The 3,143-nt window shown below is 72.4% G+C and carries 2 protein-coding genes and 1 pseudogene; 1 reads left to right on the forward strand and 2 read right to left on the reverse strand.

Annotated features, from left to right (window positions below; all coding sequences use genetic code 11):
- Positions 1–42: 42 nt before the first annotated feature.
- Positions 43–1,746: an Hsp70 family protein gene (locus tag BKN37_RS26625; RefSeq protein ID WP_071030248.1), complete on the reverse strand. Its 1,704-nt coding sequence runs from the start codon at positions 1,744–1,746 to the stop codon at positions 43–45.
- A gap of 55 nt (positions 1,747–1,801) precedes the next feature.
- Entirely contained in the window at positions 1,802–2,884 is a 1,083-nt protein-coding gene (locus tag BKN37_RS26630) for an NAD(P)H-dependent amine dehydrogenase family protein (protein ID WP_071030250.1), read from the reverse strand.
- A gap of 72 nt (positions 2,885–2,956) precedes the next feature.
- On the opposite strand from BKN37_RS26630, the pseudogene BKN37_RS30095 reads away from it, so the two are divergent.
- Positions 2,957–3,076 (forward strand): annotated as a pseudogene (locus tag BKN37_RS30095) (hypothetical protein); the annotation flags it as partial.
- Positions 3,077–3,143 lie beyond the last annotated feature (67 nt).

Raw genomic sequence — 3,143 nt, forward strand, 5'->3', positions numbered from 1 at the left:
TCCGTAACCGGGGTCAAGCGCGGCGGCCCGGCCTGACCCCGGTTACGGAAGCCCCGGCCCCGGCCCCGGAAACCCCGGGATGTGCGGAACCTCGGCGGGTGGACTCGACGTCGTCTCGCTGATCGGCGGCGTCGTGGTGGTGGTCACCGGCGGCGACGTGGTCGTCGTAGTCGTCGTGGTGGTCGTTGTCGTCGTCGTGGTTGTGGTGGTGGTGGTCGTCGTGGTGGTCTCGAGGGTGGTCTCGGTGGTCGGTTCGACGGTCGTCACCGGCGGCGGCGCCTGCGTCTCGGTGGTCGTCGGCGCGACGGACGTGGTTGGCGCCGTGGTGGTTTCCAGCGTCGTGGTGAGCGCCGGCGTCGTCACGCTGGGCGTGACGGGCGCCTGCAGCGAGCCGTGCCGGATCAGCAGCACCATCGCGGCGCCGACGGCCAGGACGGCGAGGGCCGCGCCGGCCACCATGGCCACCACCCGCCGACGCCGCGGCGCACCGGTGTCGGTGGCCGCCGGGCTCGGCGCGGCGGTGGCGTCGGACTCCGGCGCCGCATCGGCATCATTGCCCGCCGGCACGACGTCGGAGGCGTCGTCGGACTCCGACCACGCCAGCGCGGGCGGCGCGCCGGGCGGTGGCGGCAGCTCCGCCGCGGCGGTGGGGGCGACCGGCGCCACCCCGGCCACGGTCGGGGCCACCGTGGTCTGCCCGTCGTCGGTCTCGCCGCGGCCGGCCAGCAACGCCGCGCCGAGCGCCGCGGCCAGGTGCGGCCGCGGGGTGGTGATGACCGGCACCCCGAACTGCTGCGAGAGCCTGCTCGCGATGCCCGGGATATTCGCCCCACCGCCGACCGCGGCGACGGCCACCAGATCGGCGCCAACCCCGTTGCCGTCCAGGGCGCCTCGCATCGAGGCGAGGAACATGTCCAGGGGCTGGCGGATCGCGTCGTCGAGGGTGGCCCGGGTCAGCGGGATCTCGCCGCGGAACCCGGACAGCTCGACACCCAGCCCGCTGGTGGTTTGCACCGAGAGCTGCTCTTTGGCCTGGCGGCATCGGGCCCGCAACCGGGCCAGCGACCCGATCGACGAGGTGGCCGAGACCCCGAACGAGCCGCTGGCGTTCAGCTCGGCCAGCACGTGGGTCAGCAACGCCTGGTCGATCTGCTCGCCGGAGAAGTCGGTGTGGCGCACCGTGACACCGATCGGCCGGTAGCCGTTGGCGGCGTCGGCCAGGGTGATGCTGCTGCCGGTGCCGCCGAAGTCGCACACCGCCACCACCCCACGGGCCGGCACCCCCGGGCTGGCCTGCAGCGCGGTCAGCGCCGCGGCCGCATCGGAGACCAGCAGCGGACCGCGCGACCATTCCGGCACCCGGCGCAGCGCCTGGCGCAGCGCGTCGGACGCCGCCGCCGACCAGTGCGCCGGGTGGGTCACCGCCACCGTGTCGGGCGGCGGGCGCCCCCCGGTCGCGGCGTAGCCGAGCGCACGCAGCCCGTCGGCCAGCAGATCCTGGGCCCGGTGCACCGACCCGTCGGTGGCCACCACCCCGGCCGGGTCGCCCACCCGGTTCACGAAATCGGTGATCACCAAACCTGGCTCGGCCAGGCCGGGGTTTTCGGCCGGCACCCCCACCTCGGAGCGGCGGTGCCGATACAGCGTCAGCACCGGGCGGCGGGTCAGCGTGGTGTCGGCGGTGACGGCCGCCAGGTTGGTGGCCCCCACCGACAGGCCGAGCCCCGGCCGTGCTGGCTGCGCCATGTCGTGTACTCCCCCAGCTGTCTTGGTGCGGTGCTCAATGTATCGGCACCGGTACTCAGCGAATTGTGCCGCTACCGGCGATCAGCGGCAGGTCGAGCGCGGTGACCCAGCCCGGCGACAGCGCGTTGACCGCCGGCACCGCATTGAGCGCCCGCATCCCGGTGGCCAGGCAGCCGGCGGTGGCCGCGTCGCGCCCGGAGCCGTCGGTGAACCGGAACGCGGTCTCCTGAACGATGCTGGGGGTCCCCTCGATCTCGACGCGGTACACGTCGTCCTGGTTGCCCGACGGCCAGTCCGGGGCGGCGTCGTGCCCGATCCGGTTCACGTGTTCGAGCTGGATGCGGGTCTGACCCTGGTAGACGCCGTTGATGGTGAACCGCACCGCGGCGACCCGTCTCGGCGCGATGACCCCTTTCGCGGTGGTGCGTTCGGTGGGCGTCACCCACTTGTCCCAGGTGGTGGTGATCTCGTCGAGCATGATGCCGGCGGCGTGCGCGATCATCGGCACCGTCGCGCCCCAGGCGAAGACCAGCACGTCGGGGTGTTCCAGCACGGCCCGGAACTCGGGCTCGCGGCCGATGCCCATCTCGGTTTCGTAGTCGCCGGTGTAGTTGGTGTAGTCCAGCAGTTCGGAGGCGCGCACCCGCCGCACCTCCGCGCACACCCCCATCAGCGTCATCGGGAACAGGTCGTTGGCGAAGCCGGGATCGATGCCGGTGGTGAAGCAGGACGACTCGCCCAGCTCGCAGGCCTGGGTGATCGGCTCGATCCAGCTCGGCGGGTTCAGGTGCATCGTCGGCCACACCCACGGCGTCATCGCCGTCGAGCACACGTCGATACCGGCCCGCAGGAATCGGGTGATCAGCGCGATGTTGTCCTCGGCGTGCGCGGCGGTCGGGCCGTAGTGCACCAGCGCGTCCGGCGCCAGCGCGATCAGCGCGTCGACGTCGTCGGTGGCGGCAAGGTCCAGGCGCGGCAGCCCGCAGATGTCGCCGACGTCGCGGCCCACCTTGTCCGGGTTGGACACCCCGACACCCACCAGGTCGAACTCCGGATGCTTGACGATCTCGGGGATCACCAGCTTGCCGACAAAGCCGGTGCCCCACACCACAATGCGCTTGGGGATTCGGTTGGACATCCGTCACCTTCCGTTGTCGACGACCCCCGGCTCGCGCTTCACCTTAAGCGGGCGGTGCGGCTTCTACGATCAATGCGTGCAAATGGTCGGACGCCGGTGAGCCGGGTCGGCTCGGCGCGCCCGGCGGTGAGCGCGTGGCGGTTCGTGACGGTGTTCGGCGTCGTCAGCCTGCTCGCCGATTTCGTCTACGAGGCGTTCTTTTTACTTCTCCGGCGGTGGCGCGGGGGTGGTGGGGGGCGTGTTGGTGTGGGTTGTTGTG

Origin of the sequence: Mycobacterium talmoniae, from assembly GCF_001854525.1 — a bacterium.
GTDB lineage: Bacteria > Actinomycetota > Actinomycetes > Mycobacteriales > Mycobacteriaceae > Mycobacterium > Mycobacterium talmoniae.